Raw genomic sequence first — 20,859 nt, 5'->3', positions numbered from 1 at the left:
CAAACAGCAGACCTTCAGGCTTTAGGTTTTACACTTTCGATTGAAATTGATTTTGATAGAATGAGTATGTAATTGACAGGATCCGTTTGATGAGCCCTTTACTTAAGTACCTTCAAAAACTAAAGTTTCTCTTCGTATTCCTTTTCGAATCTTTCTCTTAATTTTAACCAGTCATTTTCAGAGTGCCTATCAAAGCGTGCAACAACAAGCTGTGATGATATACCAAGAATTAATTGTTAAGGCTAATGCACAAATCAAAATGCAGTAGAATTAGCCTCGTGTTTTCAGAAAGCAAGAGGGCAATAGGTCTACGGGCACTTCGAACTTCTTGTTGGCGGGTATTTCGGGCCTATCAATTGGGCTAAATGTTTTCGTTTTCAACACGGCGGTTGTATCGCCAATGTTGGCTTTCACATCAACACCCAGTTTACGACCTACTATGGTCAATAACGTAACGGGCTCACAAAAGTAATGATTATTTTCAAGTGCCGTTCTGAAGTATTTGGTTGTGTGTAAGTGCTTGTCAAACAGAAGGCGTGCACCTTCTTTCATTAAACTGGGCTCGTTGTTTACAACGCCTCTTACAAGCTTGCTAACCCCGGGTTGAATATAGAATTCACTTTTTTTGCTTTCCAGCTTTTCTATACCATCAAGCATTTGTATAGCGGCATCGGTTTCACCGCGCCATAGATGGGCAAGCATAAGGTAGAATTCTGGCGGAGCTCTAAATCTCATATCGTTGGGAATGTCCAGTGCTAAAAGTAGAGCTGCCGACTCCTCAACCTGTTCTTCATAACCGAGCAATAGTGCGTAACTAAATAGGGCGTATTGATAGCTGTTATCATGAGATACTTTATTCTCTGCTACGGCCATCCTAGAATTTGGAATAACGTCGACAAACAACTTTTCTGATAAATTTTCATCACCGAGTAGGTTCGCTTTAAATCCCCCTACAAAGCTTGTGCCAGCTGTACCATAGTAACTCGTCACCTTGTTGGCCGCAGTGGCTGGATTATAACATTCGATGGTCTGAAGTGTATCTTTCAACTGAAGTGAAAGCTCTTGTTTAGTGTCGTCTGGAAGTTGTTTCATTCTTTTCCTTAAAGGGGCCTCGCAAGAGGGCCCCAATTACTTAACGCCTTATTTTTTTAGTGGCAATTCAATAATTACGATTTCATTAATTTGAGATGACCCGCCAACACCCAGTTCAGGGTTTTTTGTGAGCCCCTGCGTAACACCTGCGCCAGCATGCCTGTCTTTCACAACAGTGTAACGGGTTTTAATCTTTCCACTGTTAAATGCATTCCTAATCTCTTGCTTTTGAGATGCGCTGAGGCCTGAGGTTCGAGACAATGCGCCACTTTTTCTATCTATCCCAAAAAGGTAGTTATCTGTAAGCTGCCTACCATCTGCTGTGAAACTTAGGCCAGAAAGCCCTGCGTTGCCGCTGCTGTCCAATCCTTGTCTGTCACTGCATTTAAAGTTAGATATGAGCCAGTGACTTAACCCCAACTCATTTATTGATTTGGCAAGTTTTTTCAAGTTTTTTTCTTTCTAAAGACAGCAATTGTAGAAAACGATGCTTCAACAGTACCGATTAAATCATTAAGGATATTACTATCATCACTCGAATAAAGCCGTTTGGGCTTAATGATAGTGTTGAGCACGGCTTTTTTATGCGTAAGACTGCCTGTCTCTGAAAATGGCTCTCCTTAAGAGTGTTTCACACTTACCTTTGATAGTGAAATAGAGTCCAGTGTCTTCAACGAGACTTTAGGTTGAAATTTAAGCTATACTACTTTTGAGGTTGTGTATTATCGCGATACACAGGGGGAGAAACGCTACCTACGTTTCTCTCCCTCTTTATTTGTGTTCGTCTTAAATGACACTACAGCTTCGCCAGTCATTAATTGTAATTGCTCTTGGCCTGTCAGTTGACGCTCAACTATCATTCCGACATAGGCCCACTGCTCTATTTGCTCACTGGGTGTTTTCGGGTAATTAGCTATCGCTTGCTTTGCGTCATCTATCAAAGAGCTATCAAGTTGCAACTTAACACTCCTCTGACTCGCTCTATTATTTTCAGATTTTTTTGTCATTCGCTCTTCCCTTCATTGCTCTGTGTTATTTTGAATTTGACCATGTCATACATGCGCTTGCACCTCGAAAGCTTAGTAAAATTGCATGTAAACCAGCGATGATTACCAAATGCTTTGTCTAACGCATATTTACTAGGCAATTTGTTGGTTGTTTCTAATTGTTGTTTAAGGAACCCTTTGAATTTTGGAAAAAGAGATGTGTCTCGCTTCTCCCAAATTTTTGCACTGTGATTGGCATGGTTGCCTTGGATGGGAAAGGTAGCATCAAGCCACGTTTTGTCGTATTGATATGCCCAGTTCAAAGCGTTTCCTTGATGCTCTTTTAACTCTGATCGATTAAGTAGGCCACGGCGTTTTCTCTCCTCGATTAAAGTCGCTCTTACGGCATCCCGCTTTTCATACATTCTTAAATATTGACGCCATAGGCTTAGCCCATCAACAGACTGAACTACTCCAGTAATCGATGGTTCTGACACACCAAGTTTGGCTGCAATATCCTTACAACTCACATTTTCGATTGCCATTTTTATTGCTTGTCGCTCTATGTCAGCGGTGACAATTTGTTTTCGTTCTGTTGTCTTTACGCCAATTCGGTTGGCTAATTGTTTTACGTAGCCATGACTCACTTTCAAGCGCCTGCTTATCTCCGCAACGTTAAATTGATAACTTTGTAATAGTGCTATTGCTCGTGACTCAATGGTCTCAGACATTTTTAGGGGTTTAGGAGCAGGTATTGGGGGAGGCGCTGATTCTTCGCGCAGTCCTTTTACTACAAATTCAAGCAAAATAGGTTTCAATGGATGAATGCTTAAATCTTGTTCGAAAACTATTCGACGAATACTTCTGGTATTCAACACACTGGGGAGACAAAGCGCTTCAGCTACCTCGTTATAGCGCTCTAACACCGTAGACATCCGAATATGCATGTGCGATGTAAACAGCCCTCGTGAGTGAAATAGACTTTTAAAGTATTGCTGACCAACATTTTCATTATTGTTGCTACGTAGCAATTGCACAATATGCTTTGCGAACTCTATCTGCTGTGCATTAGCGTCTGAAGGAATAACAGACTGTATTGACTTAAAATAACGTGGGAGCCGATATTTTCGATGGTTAAAAGGAACACTGGTTAATTCACACCCATGTTTGTAGCATGCATTCACTCCCCACAATTGGTGTGACAAATGCCAATAAGCGATACCTATTTTAGTTATATCTTCTTTAGCACATTCTGGGCAGAAATTGCTTTGTATTAAAGAGCCAAATGCCAACTGTGGTGAGCATGAAAGGTTTGCTATATTCATATCACCAGCGCCACACATTGCCGCCTTCAGTGCTTCATGGCGGGCGTTATAAAGAATATGCAAAGGGTAAGCTGTGTGGTTATGTAAAAGATAGTCTATACCGTATTCAGAGCGACAAGCGATATCCTGAATATGGCTAGGCAAAAGCTGATTTAAACACCCCCCTTCATAGCCGAACCATTCCAACGAAGTATCTGAGTATGAAACATCCCCCCATAGCCAATGACACCGAGCAACATACGAAAACAAAGTTTCATCAGGTTGAATTCGAGGTGTGTACAAGATTCTACTCATGGTCGATATTCATGCATGTAGAAAAACTTGAATAACAAAAACATTAAAGGATGAATACTGCCATTTTCAGCCATCATAGCACTGGCTTTGAATGCAATGTTGTTAGCAGTGACTTCAGCAAAACTTTGTAGATTTGGAAATAAAACAGTGAAATACCTTTGGAGCGCACTTTGCCATTGCTTATTTAGAGTAACGCTCACTTTACTCGGAGAATGGGAATAGAAGCTACTCTCCATAAACACACGCTTGTGAAGTTCGACTTGCTCCCGCTGATATTCAATACCGCTTCTCATCAGAAGCTTGGTTTCCCAATCAAGCCAACGATGAAAAAGTGTAATATGAGGAGTGCTAAAAAAAGATTTATCAAAAAAATCGCCTGAGCATTCAAACCCATTAAACTCGCTCACTAAACGTTGCCTCAGCGCGGTATTATGCTGATGACAAATAAAAGCAGTCATTGCTTGATGATCTGCTTTCCAAATAGCAAAGCCCTTGGCTCTTATTTCTTCATCATGGCACTTTGAGCAGTATTTTAGAGACTGATAAGGCATTAGTAGCTTTTCAGCATTAAACAGTACGCGTCCCGTTGCCTTGTCATTCAATTGAGTTTTCACATGTGCATTTAATACATCACGAGAGATGAATCCTTGCCAATATTTGCCCACCATATTATCAGTCAATACATCGTCGAATCTTTTTCTTCCATAGGCTTGTACGGCAAACTTCACTGCCCACCTTGGCATGGTCTCTCCTATCAAACGAGGACTTGATATTTGAAAAAGACTTAAAAATTCCTTTGGAGCGAAAAAGTCTGCATACTCCTTGAGTCGATAGAAATAGGCCGGAAGATACTCACCGGGTTTGATGTTAATATTCTCTAGCATTATGGATGAAAGACTGGTGTTCAACATGAGCTCACTCGTCCCCCATATCTAGGGCTTGAAGTCGTTTTATCCGATCAATGCGTTCTTGCTTTTTTGAGTCCTTTTTCTGCGTATTTTTATCAACTATTTGCGCTGTTTTTTCCGCAGAATAGGCGGGCGTGACATCAACTTTAGGTAGCTTCGGTTTAATCGATTCTTTGCGTATGTGAGTGGCCACATGCGCTGTATACAAAGAGTTAAATCGATTACTTTTGGTCATACTCAAATTCGCACTTAGTATATGATTTACTAGTCGCTTCAACTTGCTTATGTTCCCTTCACAATAATAAAAAATTGCATGTTCAAACTCCTTATCAACTAACTTCTCGCCCATACCTAAAAAGTTCGTACTTAAGGCTTTAACCATTGTCTTCCATGTTATGTGTTCAATAGAGTGATCACTTAGAATAAACTTACCATCACTGATTAAACGCCGTTCAGACTGCTCGCTCTGTTCAGGAGCACTGAAAAGGTCGCCAGCTTCAGGCGTACCAATGAAAATCATTGGCACGCCTAAGTCGTTGAAAAACTCTTCTAAAAAAACATTAGTAACAACCTTGTTATCCTTCGTGGTTTTAGAGTTTAAAACCCATTGGACATCATCTATTACAAGTAAACCAAGACCAACCATTCGACATATTTTAATGACATAAATAACCTGCTCACCAACAGTGTCTCTGCTTGGAAGCTTTGCAGTGAAATGACTATTGAGCTTTTTATCGATGGCATTAAGAATTGAAACTAAGAAAGCTTTTTTACTTGTCGCACTTTTAATATAAGTTTTTACAAACATGACCTGCGGTAGTCGTCTAAATCCAGTGTTTTCAGAAGGGGGATGAAAGTTATCAACAGGATTAAACGTTTCTAACAACTTATCATGAACGGTAGTTTTACCATGCCCAGAGCGCCCCATACAAAGCATGGCAGTACCAGCGTCTATTAGAGTATTTGGAGCAGGCAAGTCTTTTACCGAAACCTCGCCGTTTTCAACTAAGTTGAGATATTTATCGTAATCGTCTGTCTTAGGGTGGCGATTGAGATAACCAATAAGGATCATGTGATGAATTTGATTATACAAATCAAATGTATACTCTGGCGGAACATAAAATCGTTTAGCCAAACCAACACGTTTGATACCGTTTGATAATGTAGAATAATTGGGAGTAATATCGTCCCTTGCCGATAGTCGAGATATCAATTCAGATTCAGTTAGCTTCAGCATCTGAAGCGATGTAATAAATGGATTATCATCAATCCATTGTTCAAGCAGAAGGGTCGCTTCAGTCATCACTGCCTCCTTCACTATTTAAGGATGGAGTATCAAAGTAATCTGCGGATGAATCAATTGCACTAGTGCCAAACACATTTCGAGTTTCAATAACATCTCTGGCGTTTTCTGATTTCTGTGCTTGCCTGAAGTTGTCCTGTATTCCGGCAACTATGCCTTTGCGGTCTGGAGGTCTGGTAGAAGTGTTTTCATTTGATAACTCACGTTCTTCAGCTATCGATGCTTGCAAGGCAACGTTTGCCATTCTTCGATCTTTACGATTGATAGACATCCTTTGCTTTTCGATTTGTTTTTGCTGCCTAATTTCTTCAGCAGTTAGGTCTTCAAACCTTTCATCATGCGACGCCAGTGTAAATTCGATGATTTCCGTACCAAACTGTTTTGATAAGTACCATGCGTAACGCGGGTCATCCTTGTTTACACGCACTTTTATTGAAGGCTTCGCCTGACCACTAAATCTGATCTTTTGTTGCCAATCTTGGAAACCTTTGTGGGATGTTCTATATGTAAGCTCACTCGATAAAATGAGTATACCGTCGATGGTTACTTTTGCTTCCTCTTGTTCCAACATCGCGTACATCACTAGTTTTTTGGGGCGACGATTTCCAGAAGCTATTCTTTTAGAAATGTGCTTATTCCATAGCGCTAAAGGCGTCGGCTTAACACCTTCAAACACATCAAAAGATTGTAACCGTGTGTGGTTCATTCTTTGGCGATTAAACGACAAAATCGATTCAATAATTAGTCGATTTAACGAGTCAATATCATGTATGGCGAAGTTTGAAGGGTGAACGGCATCTTTTGCAGGATTCGGCTTTACACTCCCGTCCAATCGCTGAAACAGAATTTTGTCTTGAGAATCAAAATTTACCTCTACAGTCCCCTTTTTTTTACTTAAGTAAGAAGTTGCAAAGGTAATGGTTTCTAATTTCAAGTCTGCTGCCAGCATGTCATCATAAAGACTAGTGGTATATTCTCCCCCTCTATCGCAGAACAACCTTACGCATACGTGTTGGCAAGGCCAATCATCTTCGTCGATTTGAATTCCGTACCTTGCACAAAAATCAACTTTATTCGTAAAAGCATTGTAAAGTGCTTTTTTGACTGCGGAAACGCCGCGCTGATACGTAATGCAATAACCTACGATAACCCCCGAAAAGGTATCAACTACGAAGTACAAGTACGGGCGACCAATCACCTCTTTAGCTGTATATTCGCCCCTGCTGTTGATTCTCGATACCACGTAAATATTCAGTGTAGTGGCATCAATTTCATATGTGTCACTTGGCCCAATAGAGTTTTCTTGTGCTTTACCACGTGTAATGTCTTGATTATTTTGAACTGCCTTTACACTCGTTTTAAGCTCTTCCCACTTCTTCCAATCTACATGCTTTTGAAAGTGAGCCGTAAATTGATCAATAGAAATATACTTACGAAAGTCAAGGTAGCGCTCTTTACGTCCATATACGTCAGCCGATGAATAACAAAGGCGTTGGCAAAACTCGCTATGTAACGAAGTATATTTGTGGTCAGAAACTTTTGATAAATGCTTTTTTATGAATTGTTTAATTCGCTTTATGTCTTCTTGCGTAGCATCTCGTCTTAAATATTCGTCGGAATCGCCTTTTGCGCCAATAAACGTTCCACCTCGTTTAGCTCTCTTCGCTTCAGCCTCTTCACTATTTAAAGGTAACTTTCGATTAGTTCCACAAAGATACGTTAGTGGTAATAGCGCTAAAGGGTGAGAACCAAATGCTAAGTATTGATTGAGATAGTTATATAACGACTGAGGGGTTATATTGGCTTGCTTGGCGTAAGCATCAAAAGATTTTCTGGATAAATCGCCTTTGATATATAATTCTATGTCATTAGATTCGATTAGTGGTCTTATTTTTGAGTATCTCTCATACGCCGTGGCTACACGACTTTCTGTGGCAGACAAATAATGTCTAGACGAACTAAACGTATTAGGCGTTCTTTCAAACATGTCCCATGCACGCCCTTCGATATCTTCGCCAATCTTAACCAGAATAGGCTTAATAGGTTTTTTACGTTGTAGCGATAGCGCAACTACTTTTGATTCGGGAAAAGTATACGCAACGGTATATTCGAGTTCTTTCTCATCTGTATTTTTAGCTTTTATGATTTCGTTAATTGAGTAATCAAATGCCTCTTCTGTCGGAAGACCTACCATTCCCATGCGTAGTCCTCCTTAGCATTAAAGACAAAACTTGCATCAGCAAGCGGACGAAATAGGTCTACCTGTAAGCCTTTATGCCAGATGAGATACCAAAATACGCCGTATGTTTTTTCAAACGAGATAGACATTTTTTTGGATACCAAAAAAATCAAATCTGCCAATCGATGACGCTTTCTACCAGTAAGGAATTCTAAAAAATGAACTTGAAAAGACTTAAGAATAATATGGGGAACATCAAGGTTACGATGCCTTCTAGCTATTGCAAGATTTTTGACTAAGTTCGGACTCAACGTCCAATGTGAAGATGTAATTAAACGATACTCTTGCTGCTTTTCATCTTCCCAATAAGCTTGTTCGATTTTCAGCTTATCTTGTGTGCGGCCAGTAACAGCATCACCACTATCTACTATAAGCACTTCATCATTGTATTTTAACGAGACAGCAATCTTTTTTGTTTCACCTGTCATAATATCGACATATTGAAAACAGAAATCTGTAGTCATGATAGATGCTTGATACCCTTGATTAGCATCTTTTACCAATCCACGTTTTGGTGCAAAACGGGGATGGGCGATATTCAGACGAGTCGCAACCGCTAATGTTGTATCAACATCTATTAAAGGATATTGCGTCTTTACCTTAGAGACGTTTTTTAAATAACTGAGTGTCAATCCAAAATGCCGTTCCATGTCTGAAAAGTATTCGTGACGTTGTGTTTCTTGGGCTAGTTGCTCAGTTGAGGCATTTCCCATGCTTGAGAACTGACGAGCGGTTTTATACGGAATGTACTTACCTTCGAATTCTCTCCGGGTTAAGTAATCGTCAATTTTATTTTCAGTTAACTCAGTAACAGTTGGCTGTTTAATTTTAGGTGAATTTGCATTTTTCATAACTTACTTTCCAATGGCTACAAGTCGGAAAATAGTCTTGAATATTGAAATTGACAAGGAAAGGCACAAAAACCACGAAAAGTTATTGGTAAAGTCAATAAATTCGTTGAAAACAAAAAAAATAACTAACCACAAACAACTAGAATGTGTAACTATTAAAGGTTTTTATTGATAAAAACGAGAGGCTGAAATGAATTTCACTTCGAAACTCACTTTATCGTAACAAATAAATTAACTTTGTCAACAAAGGCTATACTTGACGGGGAACTCATGCATTACTAAAATTTTAAAATTTACAATTTACCCAACATTGACGAAATGAGAATCACAGAAGATAAGTTGATTGAATTTGAGTTATTTCTAAAGCCATTTAACAAAAGCAACAAACTAGCGTTTGAGCACTTCGTAAAGCAACGTCGATTCGCTGAAAATGAGACTATACGAATATCAAAGAGCTCAAAAAAAAGCCCGTCACCAGAGTAAATATAAAACTTCCGCGTTTAGTAAATGCTGCTTAAGTTAACCAATTGCTATCAATGCGATAAGCATTCTTGTTCCAAATGCCCTTTTACAATATCCTCACTGTTAGTCTACTCAAAATCGTTATAGCTGTTTTTTACAGGGCCAGTTAGTCTCGCTGATTTTTCTGAAAAAACTAGATAAGAATAAAATCAAGGACAAGGAATGACCGTTTGCCTGAAAAAAATATGTCAAACATTAGTGAGCTAATATTATTTAAACGGTTAGATTCTATTAGAGGTAGTGATACCCAATGTCATGCGCTAGTTGCTTTTGATTAGTTTAGCTTGTTGCCGCTAACGCATGAAGTGGCAGAACCCGCGGCAGAATAGAAAGCAGAACCTAAACCTGACCAAAAGCCTGAGGTAAAAAAATTAGCTCAGTAGAAGACATTTTCGCTGATGATGACTTTGGTTTACTAGGTGATTCTGACGATAGAATTTTTCGTATCAAACATATTAAGTCATCGCTAATTATGCCTAAGACAGTGGCAAGACGGGAGAATGGTCTAGTGTGCCAATCGAGCAAATAAACATAGCAATCGAGCTTATTGTAAGTGGGCAGATTGTTAATTATCGATATAACTCATCGGCACAGAAAATTGAATTGAGATAAAACAGTAGGCACGGTGTTTAATTGATTTTACAAGGATTAAAATGAAAACGGATTTTAGTGAAGGCTTCTATTCAAACGATAGTACAAAAGAAACGTTAGCGACAAGAAATACACTACTAAAAGAGCAAGTAGATACTGCTAGGCAAGAGAAAGATAAACTGTTGATATTTTTGAAAAGCCAACTAGCAAGTTACTTAGGTCTAAAGGTTGCTTATTGGATTCAAGGGTCATTCAAAAGCCATACTGTAATACGCCCTGTTCGCAGTAGTGATGAGTTCGATGTTGATGTAGGCCTTTATATTTTTGCCGATGCCGAAGCTCAAGGTCTAAATGCATCTGATGCAAAAAGTTTACTGAATAAAGCTTTGCAGGCTTATTGCAAATCCCATAGCACGGCTAAACTCGAAGATACTAAACCAAACTGTGAACGAATAAGGTTTATTGATAATTTTCATATTGATCTTCCCCTGTATTATATAGACGAACAAATAGGAAAGTGCCGCTTAGCTACCGAAAATAATGGTTGGATAGATAGCGATCCTAAAGCATTACAGTCATGGTTTGGTAATCAGATAAAGGATTTATCTGATACTGAAAAAGCTCGATTACGCAGGGTAATTAAAGCTATAAAAACTTGGGTTAGCCTTAAGAATATAAAACTCCCGTCTATTGCAATATCAACCTTTATAGCTAGAAACTATGTTGGTTACGCTTCAGAAGAAGATGCAATATGGAAACTATCAAGTAGCCTAACAAATCACATAGTAACTGGCGGGAGAATCCTTAGTCCTATTAATGGTGATGATTTAATAAGTGCTAAAGACGAAGAAGTAAGTGAACTAAAAAGAGCTTGCTTACAATTTCAAAACGTTTTGAAAGCAGTTGCGCTCTCTGAGTCTATTGTCGTTTCTCACCAACTGTGGTCAATTGAATTTGAACATGTATTACCCCCACTCAACTCGCTTAAAGTACAAGCTGGTAGCGAGAACTTACCAGCAATAACAACACCGCCTCAAATAAGTGTTAAACCTTCAAGCGGAGTACCTGAGCAAGTTCTAAATAATGTAACCGTTTATCGAGGCGATAAGCTTAGCTTCAAAGTACATAACAAAAGTGATTATTCAGCAGGATCGGAAGTCATATGGATGGTGCGAAATACTGATAAAGATGCAGGGTTAAAAAATGACTTGGGACACAATCAAAGGTTTGGTATCTCAGAATCAGTAACGGAAAACTGTGAGTATCGTGGTAAACACTTTATGGAGTGTACAATTTTAAATGCAGGTCAAATTGTTGGTATATCTTCTGTAACAGTTAATATTTATCCGCAACAAAGACCAGTTCGCAACCCACCTAAAAAACGATATGGCCCAGTAAGATAAAAATATGTGGAAAGTTTTACCAAAGTTTGGATTAGCAAAAATATTAGTATTGTTATTATGCTCGATTGTAACCACTGGGCTAATTTGGGCTACAAAAGGTTGGACGGGTGTAACAACTTTTTTTAATGAAGATGGTTTTAGCATTATATCCAGTTTGTTAATTCCTGTTCTAATTTGCTTTGTGGGTATTACTTGGCTATTAGGAGTTTACGTGTGGCGTTGGCTTTGGAAGATTCCATTCGTTGGGGCACTACTGAATGAAAAGGTGTGCCCTGATTTAAATGGCTCTTGGAAAGGTAAAACTATTTCTACTTTTAAAGATGATCAAGGTAATCCATACGAAAAAGAAGTGAAAATGGTTATTAAAGCAACTTTCTTTGGTTTTGATATACGCCTTGTATCTGTTGATAAATACCAGAGAAGTACTGTTATGCAAAGTGAGATATTAAAAGATCCTCGCGATGGTACATTCTATCTCAGTTATATATACGAAGCAGTAGTAGACCAACCAAAAGAAACAGACGATTCAAAATTTGATGGTGCGGCTCGATTAGATGTCAGGTTTGAAAATGGAGAGGTTCAACTCGTTGGAAAGTATTGGACAAATCGAGGTTGGCAAAGAAATATGCAAACAGTAGGAACAATTAGCCTGCAAAAGGATTAGTAATATATTTTAGATAGAGAAGATATAGATTATGAAAGAAATACTTAGAAATCTTTCCCATTGGACTCTTATGGTGGGTTTGAGACAAGTCGATGATCTTTTCGAATTATAAAATTTAGATTCAGTTGTAGAATTGAAGAAGCCATTCAATAGTTATCGTAAAATAAAAAAGCCCACTTCAAAGTGGGCTTTAGCTATCTATTAAACGCTTTATTTACTGTAAACGACTTATTTAATCCCAGTAAACGTTTTATTTACTCAAATCATTTAATTAGGCGTAATCGCGTTGTGGTAAACGTCTTGCACGTCATCACAGTCGTTAAGCATGTCCATGAATTTTTCAAACATAGGCATGTCTTCTTCGCTAATCTCAGTTTCAGTCTGAGGCATCCAGCTCATTTCTTCAGCAATAAAGCTAATATCTGGGTAGGCTTCAGTTAGCGCTGTCTTTACTTGATAGAATTCAGTGTGCGGCGCATAAACGGTCACTTTATTGTCTTCTACTTCAACGTCAGTTACGTCTACGTCAGCTTCCATCAGCACTTCTAGGATAGCGTCTTCGTCGTCACCTTCAAACTGGAATACTGCTTGGTGATCGAACATATGCGATACCGCACCCTGTGCACCAAGTTTCGCGTTAGTTTTAGTAAAGCAGTTACGTACTTCGGTAATGGTACGGTTTGCATTGTCAGACAAGCAGTCAACAATTACCATGCAGTTACCTGGGCCAAAACCTTCGTAGCGCATAGGCTGGAAGTCTTCACCAGCGCCACCAGCGGCTTTATCAATCGCTTTTTCTATAACGTGGCTTGGTACTTGATCTTTCTTCGCCTTTTCCATTAGGCGGCGAAGTGAAAGGTTGGTGTCCGGATCGGCACCACCATTTTTCGCACATACGTAAATTTCTTTACCGTATTTAGAATAAACTTTAGTTTTTTGGCCGGCAGTTTTTGCCATGGCGTTTTTACGAACTTCGAATGCTCTTCCCATCTTAAAATTCTCTTTCTCGCAATTTGAAATGCTGCGTTGGGTTTTATCGGGCTACCTGTTGCCTGACGGTTCGTCAGGCGCATCGCTCTGCCTTACTTGGAAGCATTGCCGAACTCGACGTTTCTATAAATGGTCGAACGCGACGGTGCTAAAAATTGCCAAGCGAAACACAGCCCAAAATAACGGTAGGCTAAGCGACACAAAAAATTTGGACGAAATTCTACCTTAAATTTCATGTAATACCAATGTGAACGCCCCTAGAAAGGGTGTAGGTTGGTAGCTTTCACATTTTTAATGAGGTCAAAATGTACTATGACCCCATATTTATGTTTACGGTAAGTGCTCGGTTGCTAGGTAGTCGTGGGACTGCATTTCCTTCAAGCGGCTAAGACAGCGTCTGAACTCAAAGTTAAGTAGCCCCTCGGTGTACAAGCTTTCCAGCGCGACTTCTGCAGATATGATCAGCTTTACATTTCGCTCGTAAAACTCGTCCACCATTGCAATAAAACGGCGTGCCACATCGTCATTATGCTGGCCCATTTCCTTAACATTCGCTAAAAGCACTGAGTGATAACAACGGCTTAGCTCAATGTAGTCGCTCTGGCTACGGGGCCCGCCACACAGGGCTTTAAAATCTATCATCAATACCCCGTCAGCATTTCTAAGCGTCGGTATTTTTCGGTTGTTCACCTCAATATTTTCGCCTTTAGAGCCTTCTTCCGGTGCTAACTGAGAAAAGTAGCTATGCAAGTTTTCAGTAGCTTCGTCATCAAGTGGGTAGTGATAAATTTCGGCTTGCTCTAAGGTCCTAAGACGATAATCAATACCGCTATCAACATTTACCACCCGGGTATTCTGATTAAGTAGGTCGATGGCTGGTAAGAACCGCGCACGCTGCAATCCGTTTTTATATAAATCGTCAGGTACTATGTTCGACGTCGCCACCAGCACGATGCCGTGACCAAACAGTTCTTCCATTAACGTGCCTAAAATCATTGCATCGGTTATATCAGACACGAAAAACTCGTCAAAGCATATTACCCGCGCTTCTTTTGCTAACTTGGCAGCCACTAACTTTAGTGGGTCTTGCGCGCTATTAAGCTGCTTTAGTTCATCGTGCACACGGTACATAAAGCGGTGAAAATGCACGCGCATTTTCTTCTCGAACGGCAAACAGTCGTAGAAGGTGTCTACCAAATAGGTTTTGCCTCGCCCTACCCCGCCATAAAAGTAAATACCCTGAATGCCGGGCTTTGCATGACCTTTTCCAAACGCTGCTTTTAACTTTACCCGCCACGTCGTTTTCTTTTCAGGTTGGGTAAGCTCATCAAACAAGCGTTGAAGTTCTTTTACTGCATTTTCTTGCGCCGCATCGTAATGAAAGTCAGACGACTGAAGATCTAGCTGATATTTTTCCCATGGCGTCATCGCCGAAACCACTCCGTACAAAAGTCAATAGTGGCGCTTGCTGCACCGACCTGCTTGAATTTCTCAATTATGACCTTAATTTTAATGGAAATCACGGTAGAATCTCACATTGAAATTCGACATACACCGAATAAATACCTCGATGTATGCGCTTTTCGGGTTCGACCTTGCTATATTCAGCGTATGGTCGAAAGCAGCTTTTAGATCGTAGAAGTAAAGGTCGGCTGCAAGATGTAGATTGATTCGGAGAATATAATGGAATTGTTAGTATCTCTTGCTTTGTTAGTAGTTGGGTTAATTATTGGCTTTTTCGCAGGTCGCTTTTTTCAACAGAAGCAGGGCGCAGGCAATACTGCACAGACTGAGAAGCAAGTTAAAGAGATCCTCGCACAGCAGGCGCAACACCACATTCATCAAACTCGTCAAAGCTTAGAGAGCATTGAAAGCCAGTGCGAAACCCTAAAGCAACAAATTGAAGAGTATGAATTGCTGCTTGAGCAAGGCGGCGATGATGACAGCAAAGTCCCTTTTTACGGGGAACAAGCAACCACATATTTACGTAACAACCTAAAAGGGTCTGACAAATCGAGAGTTAAGCGTGTTTCTGATACACAGCCAAGGGACTTCGCTAACTCGGGTTCTGGGCTGTTCGTCGGCGGTTCTGATAAGAACACCGCAGAAAAACAGTAACATCGGGAACTTTATTACGACCTCGGACTCTTTTAGTGAAACCATGCTATGTCGCATATAACATGAAGGAGTGTAAGCGAACATGAAAATGTCTTTCCGCCATTGTCTATTGGCGTCTGCCGTTGTTGTAAGTTCATTGGGCTTTACTGCTAGCACACAGGCGGCGTTACCGTTCTTTTCTGATAAGAAAGATGAAGTTCCCTCTTTAGCCCCCATGCTAGAAGAAGCTACCCCAGCGGTAGTAAGCATTGCGGTAGAAGGAACACAAACCTCTACGCAGCGTGTACCCGAGATGTTTCGCTACTTCTTCGGTGCCCCGCAAGAGCAGGTTCAGGAACGCCCTTTCCGAGGTCTGGGTTCTGGTGTCATCATTGATGCTGATAAAGGTTACGTCGTTACCAACAATCACGTTGTTGATAACGCAGATGAAATCACGGTTAAGTTAACTGACGGTCGCGAGTTCAAAGCCAAAAAACTGGGCTCTGATGAGCAAAGTGATATCGCGTTACTTAAAATAGAACCTGATGATTTAAAAGCATTACCGCTTGCCGATTCTGACGCGCTGCGCGTAGGCGACTTTGTAGTAGCAATTGGTAATCCGTTTGGTCTTTCTCAAACGGTTACCTCTGGTATTGTAAGCGCTCTGGGCCGCTCAGGCTTGAACATTGGCGGCTATGAAGACTTTATTCAAACCGACGCAGCAATTAACCGCGGTAACTCAGGCGGTGCGTTAGTTAACCTTCATGGTGAATTGGTTGGTATCAACACCGCTATCTTTGGTCCTAACGGCGGCAACGTCGGCATCGGTTTTGCTATCCCTGCCAATATGATGAAGAGCCTTGTTGACCAAATTGCAGAGTTTGGTGAAGTTCGCCGTGGCCTATTAGGTATATTAGGTAGCGATATTGACGCGGGCCTTGCCGAAGCTATGAATGCGGAAGTGAACATTGGTGCGTTTGTGAGTGAAGTTCAGCCAGACTCGGCTGCTGAAAAAGGTGGTCTGCAAGCCGGTGATATCATTACTGCGATTAACGGTCGAAAACTTCACAGCTTCCAAGAACTACGTGCAAAAATTGCGAGTATGGGTGCTGGCGCAGAGGTAGAACTCACCGTTATGCGCAAAGGTAAGCAAATAAGTGTAGACGTTGTACTGGACGACGCTACTGATACCACGGTAACTGCTGCTCAAATTCACCCAGCACTAGAAGGTGCAACCTTGTCTAACGGCACTGACGATGCTGGTAATGCTGGTGTAGTGGTCTCTGATATTGAGCGTGGTGCGCCCGCAGCGCGAATTGGCCTTCAATCTGATGACGTTATAATTGGCGTTAACCGCGTGCGTACGTCTACGGTTGCTGAGTTCAGAAATGCACTAGACGAAGCAAAAGGCGTTATCGCCCTCAATGTAAAACGTGGAAACTCGACGCTATATTTAGTGATTAGGCAATAAAGCACGTGAGTTAGCCATACCTATTTGGTTATAGAAACAAAACGGCGCGCCTTCGCGCCGTTTTTTATTGAAATTGGTTAAAATAAAGCGTTGCCTGCACTTTGCAGCATAATACCATTTTGCAATAAACCGGCCTCAGTTACATAAAATTTGCGTTTCGTTACGGTAGTTTATTGAATAAAGTGATATCCTTTATATCACGAATGATAATTCAAAAACGTTGCGCTTTTAATTTGTGAAGTAGTGCCGCTATGACGGTACATATAGAGTAAGTGCGACAGACAACAATAAGTGTGATTTGTGACTGGCCGCTCAATAATAAACTTCTTACTAAAATCTATAATTCTTGGCGTTGCTGTTGCTGCACTGCTGTTGGTGTTTATCCCCGAGCTTCGCAATGGTAAAGGTCTTGCTCAGGGCTTCTTTAATACTCATTCAGTCAGCGCCAGCCGCGAGAGCTATTTCACCGCGTTAAGCCGCTCTGCACCCGCAGTAGTTAATATTTACAGCGTAAGTATTGAAAACGGCTCTGGTATTTTTAGAAATCAATCTCGTGGGCGCACCAACCTTGGTTCAGGCGTTATTATGACAGAGAATGGCTACCTACTGACCTGTCACCACGTGGTTGCCGATGCGGACAGTATTTACGTAGCTGTGCAAGACGGCCGTATTTTGGAGGCGCAGATTGTCGGCACAGACCCTTTGACCGACCTAGCAGTATTGAAGGTAACCGCGGATAACCTGCATATCATTCCTCAAGTATCAGAACCTGATACCCATGTAGGTGATGTAGTTATGGCGATTGGTAATCCCTTCGACTTAGGCCAAACAGTTACCCAAGGTATTGTCAGTAGAGCGGGTCGTAATGGTCTTTCAAACTATGTTGATTTCATTCAAACCGATGCAGTTTTGAACCAAGGTAACTCTGGTGGCGCGCTGGTAGATAGCAATGGCATTTTACTAGGCATTACCAATGCTAATTTTCAGGTGTTAGATTCTAATAACCGCGCACGTAACGTGGACGGTATTAACTTTGCTGTGCCATACGAACTGGCTAAGCGAGTAATGGATGAAATTATCAGTAACGGGCGCGTTGTGCGCGGCCAGCTAGGTTTTGTCGGCGGTGAAAATCGCAACCGGCCGGGTATTGATGTTCAAGCGGTAGGTAAAGGCAGCCCTGCCGATATTGCGGGTATTCGCCCTGGCGACATTATTGTTGCCATAGACGGCGTGCGTTTAGAAAGTGCTTCCAAAACCTTGGATATGATTGCCGAAACCGAACCCGGTACTGAACTAGAAATTGAACTTAGTCGCGATGGTCGCTCCATAACTATTACAGCTACTGTTGCAGAGCTTCGCGCGGGCCAATAATTGTTATAGATATTCAGCGCCACATAGGCAGATAGCGGTTGCTCAGTTGCTGTTTAACTTCACTGGTAATAGAGATAAATCAGGTACAAAAAAAGCGCCGTAATGAACAGGCGCTTTTATTTATACTAAAAACTCACAAGATAACGTTACTCTTTAACTCGCTCTATGATGGCGCCTAAACCACCAAGTTTCTCTTCTATCGACTCATAACCACGGTCTAAGTGGTAAATTCGATTTACGTGAGTTTCACCGTCTGCAATAAGCCCAGCGATAACCAAGCTTGCTGATGCGCGAAGATCAGTAGCCATCACTGGCGCCCCTTTCAAGCTTGAACTGCCTTTGGATACAGCTGAGTTTGCTTCTAATGCGATTTCGGCGCCCATACGCTGTAGCTCTGGCACATGCATAAAGCGGTTTTCAAAAATAGTTTCTGTAATTACGCCTGTACCTTCGGCAACACAGTTTAGGGTGACGAACTGAGCTTGCATATCGGTGGGGAATGCTGGATGTGGTGCAGTCTTAACGCGAACAGCCTGCGGCTTACGCCCTTCCATATCTAGCTCAATCCAGTCTTCACCTACCGTGATTTTCGCGCCAGCTTGTTCTAACTTATCTAGCACAGCGTCTAACGTATCAGGGGCCGCATGGGTACAGCGAATTTTACCGCCAGTTACTGCAGCTGCGACTAAGAAAGTACCGGTTTCTATGCGATCAGGCAGTACGGCATAATCGCAACCATTTAAGGTTTCTACACCTTCAATGGTTATTTTATCACTTCCTGCGCCAGTAATTTTTGCGCCCATCTGGATAAGACAATTCGCCAAATCAACAATTTCAGGCTCTCGTGCAGCGTTTTCTAAAATAGTCGTACCATCAGCCAATGCCGCGGCCATAAGTAAGTTTTCGGTAGCACCTACACTCACCATATCCATAAAGATTCGGGCGCCTTTTAAACGACCATCAACTTCAGCACGAATATAGCCTTCGTCTACTTCAATCTTTGCGCCCATCTTTTCAAGGCCAGTTAAATGAAGATTCACTGGGCGTGCGCCTATCGCACAACCACCAGGCAAAGACACGTTCGCTTTACCCTGCTTTGCAAGCAATGGGCCTAACACCAAAATTGAAGCACGCATGGTACGCACTAAATCATAAGACGCGGTCACACTTTCAAGTGTACTTGCATCAATAACAATATCGTTAGGCGCGGGTAACGCTACCTCTACACCCAATTCACGCAAAAGCGCCGTAGTCGTGTTGATATCACGAAGACGGGGAACGTTGGTATAACGACAAGGAGAATCGGTAAGCAAGCTAGTCATCAACAACGGCAGCGCCGCATTTTTAGCGCCAGAGATACGCACAGTTCCGTTGAGTGCAGGGCTCTTTTTAATTACGAGTTTATCCACGTGCTGCGCCTATTATTGAGGAATATTAAACTGGCGCTCACGCTCCCAGTCTTTCACTGAAAACGTCTTGATGGTAATTGCATGCATGCTGCCGTCTGCAATTTTATCAGCTAAAGGCGCGTATACCGCTTGCTGGCGCTTTACACGACTCATTTCATCAAATGCATCACTTACCGCGATAATATTAAAATGCGAACCTTCACCCTTCACGTGGACTTCGTGTAGGTCTAACGCATCTTTCAAGATCTTTTCAATTTCAGACAATTCCATAACTTACTTCTTTATTCGCTAACTGGTGTTTATTCTAAGGGTAAAAAGCTATTTGCGTCGCTTATTTTCGCAAGCTTCTGTAGCTTTTCAGGCATTTTATAAAGGGTCATGCTAACACCATTTTGCTTTGCATCCCTAACAGCATTAATAAGCCACGCCAAACCAGCACTGTCTGCACGCTCTACATCACTTAAATCGATCTGACATCTTTTATTAGTAATCAAAGCACTGCGTTCGTTACCGTTTAAGCTTTCCCAGAAATTTTTCGACAGTGTTTCACGGTCGAGATGACCGTGAACCACAATATTGCCTTTGTCATTTACCTCGAAAAGGCTCACTCAGCCTCTCCTTCGATTTCAATTGGCTCGCCCTGCTTGAGCTCTACTGGCTTACCAATTTTATCGCGCATTAGCGCAATCACTGAATCGATGCCGTCTTGACGGAGTATTGATTCGAATTCGCTGCGCTTGCTGTTTAGCATGCTAATGCCTTCAGCCACCATATCGTAGGCTTTCCATTCATTAGTTTTGCTGTCTTTACGAACTTTGAAAGCAATTTTAATTTCAGGGCGGTTGGGATCTTGAACAACCGCGCGTACAGTCACAGACTTCTTATCATCAAAAGACGATTCAGGCTCAAAGATAACTTCTTGGTTGTCGTAGTAGCCCATCGCAACAGCATAGGTTGTTACCAAATACTGACGAAATACACTGATGTACTCGCCCATTTTTTCTTGAGGAACCGATTTAAAATGCTTACCTAGCACCATAAAAGCCGCAAATTTATAGTCAATGTGCGGCACCAACTCTTCTTCCATGATAGTGCGTAGCATTTCAGGATCAGCTTTAATTTCAGCCTGATTCGCTTTAATTCGCTCAAATGTGCGGTTAGCCACATCCTGAACTAGCTCATAGGGGTTTTGCTCATTAACTTCTTGCGCATTGGCTATGCCTGCTACAGACATCATGAAAATGCCAATTGCTACCATAAACTTTTTCAAAATCACTCTCCTAACTTAAAACTCTATTTAGCAGACCTGACAAACAAACATTTAGTTTCATCAGGCCGCTGGA

The 20,859-nt window shown here is 41.4% G+C and carries 19 protein-coding genes; 5 read left to right on the top strand and 14 right to left on the bottom strand.

Annotated elements, in window-relative coordinates:
* Positions 1–270 precede the first annotated feature (270 nt).
* From AC27KT_RS12145 to AC27KT_RS12110, 8 genes are all read right to left on the bottom strand, one after another.
* Positions 271–1,092 carry a hypothetical protein gene (locus tag AC27KT_RS12145; RefSeq protein WP_159118435.1) on the bottom strand — a complete coding sequence of 274 codons (822 nt, stop codon included), beginning with the start codon at positions 1,090–1,092 and terminating at the stop codon, positions 271–273.
* 48 nt (positions 1,093–1,140) lie between these two features.
* Positions 1,141–1,542 (bottom strand): hypothetical protein, encoded by a 402-nt coding sequence (locus AC27KT_RS12140; protein ID WP_487130270.1) that lies wholly within the window; start codon positions 1,540–1,542, stop codon positions 1,141–1,143.
* 299 nt (positions 1,543–1,841) lie between these two features.
* Positions 1,842–2,099: a hypothetical protein gene (locus AC27KT_RS12135; protein ID WP_061094296.1), complete on the bottom strand. Its 258-nt coding sequence runs from the start codon at positions 2,097–2,099 to the stop codon at positions 1,842–1,844.
* The gene (locus AC27KT_RS12130; RefSeq protein WP_081099336.1) at positions 2,096–3,697 is read right to left on the bottom strand and encodes a TnsD family Tn7-like transposition protein; all 1,602 of its coding nucleotides are present in this window, start codon (positions 3,695–3,697) and stop codon (positions 2,096–2,098) included. The genes AC27KT_RS12135 and AC27KT_RS12130 overlap by 4 nt, the downstream gene beginning before the upstream one ends.
* Complete coding sequence (locus AC27KT_RS12125) at positions 3,694–4,608, bottom strand: hypothetical protein (RefSeq protein WP_061094294.1); 915 nt, start codon at positions 4,606–4,608, stop codon at positions 3,694–3,696. The genes AC27KT_RS12130 and AC27KT_RS12125 overlap by 4 nt, the downstream gene beginning before the upstream one ends.
* 4 nt (positions 4,609–4,612) lie before the next feature.
* A complete protein-coding gene (locus AC27KT_RS12120) occupies positions 4,613–5,908 on the bottom strand; it encodes an AAA family ATPase (protein ID WP_061094293.1) in 1,296 nt (431 codons plus the stop codon).
* Entirely contained in the window at positions 5,901–8,108 is a 2,208-nt protein-coding gene (locus AC27KT_RS12115; protein WP_487130267.1) for a hypothetical protein, read from the bottom strand. The genes AC27KT_RS12120 and AC27KT_RS12115 overlap by 8 nt, the downstream gene beginning before the upstream one ends.
* Positions 8,096–8,998, bottom strand: coding sequence for a TnsA endonuclease N-terminal domain-containing protein (locus tag AC27KT_RS12110; RefSeq protein ID WP_487130265.1), 903 nt, complete (start codon positions 8,996–8,998; stop codon positions 8,096–8,098). The genes AC27KT_RS12115 and AC27KT_RS12110 overlap by 13 nt, the downstream gene beginning before the upstream one ends.
* Positions 8,999–10,173: 1,175 nt before the next feature.
* Between AC27KT_RS12110 and AC27KT_RS12105 the strand changes: the two genes are divergently transcribed.
* Positions 10,174–11,514 carry a cyclic GMP-AMP synthase DncV-like nucleotidyltransferase gene (locus AC27KT_RS12105; protein WP_487130263.1) on the top strand — a complete coding sequence of 447 codons (1,341 nt, stop codon included), beginning with the start codon at positions 10,174–10,176 and terminating at the stop codon, positions 11,512–11,514.
* Positions 11,515–11,518: 4 nt separating this feature from the next.
* Positions 11,519–12,178 carry a Cap15 family cyclic dinucleotide receptor domain-containing protein gene (locus AC27KT_RS12100; protein WP_487130261.1) on the top strand — a complete coding sequence of 220 codons (660 nt, stop codon included), beginning with the start codon at positions 11,519–11,521 and terminating at the stop codon, positions 12,176–12,178.
* Between the two features lie 267 nt (positions 12,179–12,445).
* Here AC27KT_RS12100 and AC27KT_RS12095 read toward each other — a convergent pair whose 3' ends face one another.
* Together AC27KT_RS12095 and zapE are read right to left on the bottom strand one after the other, a co-directional pair.
* Complete coding sequence (locus tag AC27KT_RS12095; RefSeq protein WP_069943781.1) at positions 12,446–13,168, bottom strand: YebC/PmpR family DNA-binding transcriptional regulator; 723 nt, start codon at positions 13,166–13,168, stop codon at positions 12,446–12,448.
* 330 nt (positions 13,169–13,498) lie between these two features.
* The gene (gene zapE, locus AC27KT_RS12090) at positions 13,499–14,596 is read right to left on the bottom strand and encodes a cell division protein ZapE (protein WP_487130259.1); all 1,098 of its coding nucleotides are present in this window, start codon (positions 14,594–14,596) and stop codon (positions 13,499–13,501) included.
* A 255-nt stretch (positions 14,597–14,851) separates the two neighbouring features.
* On the opposite strand from zapE, the gene AC27KT_RS12085 reads away from it, so the two are divergent.
* The 3 genes from AC27KT_RS12085 to AC27KT_RS12075 all read left to right on the top strand — a co-directional run bounded on the left by AC27KT_RS12085 (position 14,852) and on the right by AC27KT_RS12075 (position 18,107).
* Entirely contained in the window at positions 14,852–15,286 is a 435-nt protein-coding gene (locus AC27KT_RS12085) for a ZapG family protein (RefSeq protein ID WP_136780558.1), read from the top strand.
* An 88-nt stretch (positions 15,287–15,374) separates the two neighbouring features.
* Positions 15,375–16,736 carry a DegQ family serine endoprotease gene (locus tag AC27KT_RS12080; RefSeq protein ID WP_487130285.1) on the top strand — a complete coding sequence of 454 codons (1,362 nt, stop codon included), beginning with the start codon at positions 15,375–15,377 and terminating at the stop codon, positions 16,734–16,736.
* A gap of 300 nt (positions 16,737–17,036) precedes the next feature.
* Positions 17,037–18,107, top strand: a complete 1,071-nt coding sequence (locus AC27KT_RS12075) for a trypsin-like peptidase domain-containing protein (protein WP_039219592.1) — start codon at positions 17,037–17,039, stop codon at positions 18,105–18,107.
* A gap of 146 nt (positions 18,108–18,253) precedes the next feature.
* Here the strand turns inward: AC27KT_RS12075 and murA are convergent, their stop codons facing one another.
* From murA to AC27KT_RS12055, 4 genes are read right to left on the bottom strand one after another with little or no spacing between them, the layout of a single operon-like run.
* Complete coding sequence (gene murA, locus AC27KT_RS12070; protein ID WP_487130256.1) at positions 18,254–19,516, bottom strand: UDP-N-acetylglucosamine 1-carboxyvinyltransferase; 1,263 nt, start codon at positions 19,514–19,516, stop codon at positions 18,254–18,256.
* A 12-nt stretch (positions 19,517–19,528) separates the two neighbouring features.
* Positions 19,529–19,786, bottom strand: coding sequence for a BolA family protein (locus AC27KT_RS12065; RefSeq protein ID WP_487130254.1), 258 nt, complete (start codon positions 19,784–19,786; stop codon positions 19,529–19,531).
* 29 nt (positions 19,787–19,815) lie between these two features.
* Positions 19,816–20,124, bottom strand: coding sequence for an STAS domain-containing protein (locus AC27KT_RS12060; protein WP_487130252.1), 309 nt, complete (start codon positions 20,122–20,124; stop codon positions 19,816–19,818).
* Positions 20,121–20,786 (bottom strand): MlaC/ttg2D family ABC transporter substrate-binding protein, encoded by a 666-nt coding sequence (locus AC27KT_RS12055; RefSeq protein ID WP_039219612.1) that lies wholly within the window; start codon positions 20,784–20,786, stop codon positions 20,121–20,123. The genes AC27KT_RS12060 and AC27KT_RS12055 overlap by 4 nt, the downstream gene beginning before the upstream one ends.
* Between the last annotated feature and the right edge of the window lie 73 nt (positions 20,787–20,859).

Source organism: Alteromonas sp. 5NW40-0090, assembly GCF_057552975.1.
The sequence above is the reverse complement of the archived record's forward strand: the minus strand, read 5'-3'. Positions and strand labels throughout refer to the sequence as shown.